Annotated in this window: 1 protein-coding gene; it reads right to left on the minus strand. The window is 65.7% G+C overall.

The window, feature by feature from the left end; genetic code table 11:
- Positions 1-286: S1 RNA-binding domain-containing protein (locus D0817_RS27315; RefSeq protein WP_127341027.1), on the minus strand; the 286-nt coding region annotated here is incomplete at both ends.

Below are 286 nucleotides of genomic sequence, written 5' to 3' on the forward strand. Positions count from 1 at the left end.
GTCGGTCTCGAGGACCTTGACGCGCACTGCCTGGCCTTCTTTGAGGTAGTCGGCGACAGCCGCCACGCGCTCGTTGGCGATCTGCGAGATGTGCAGCAGACCGTCCTTGCCCGGCATCACTTGCACGATGGCGCCGAAGTCGAGCAGCTTGAGCACGACGCCGTCGTAGGTCTTGCCCACTTCGACCGATGCGGTCAACTCCTCGATGCGGCGTTTGGCTTCCTGGCCGGCGGCGGCGTCGACCGACGCGCTCGTGACCACGCCCTCGTCGCTGATGTCGATCTGG

This window comes from Flavobacterium cupreum (assembly GCF_003996965.1).
GTDB classification, from domain to species: Bacteria; Bacteroidota; Bacteroidia; order Flavobacteriales; family Flavobacteriaceae; genus Flavobacterium; species Flavobacterium cupreum.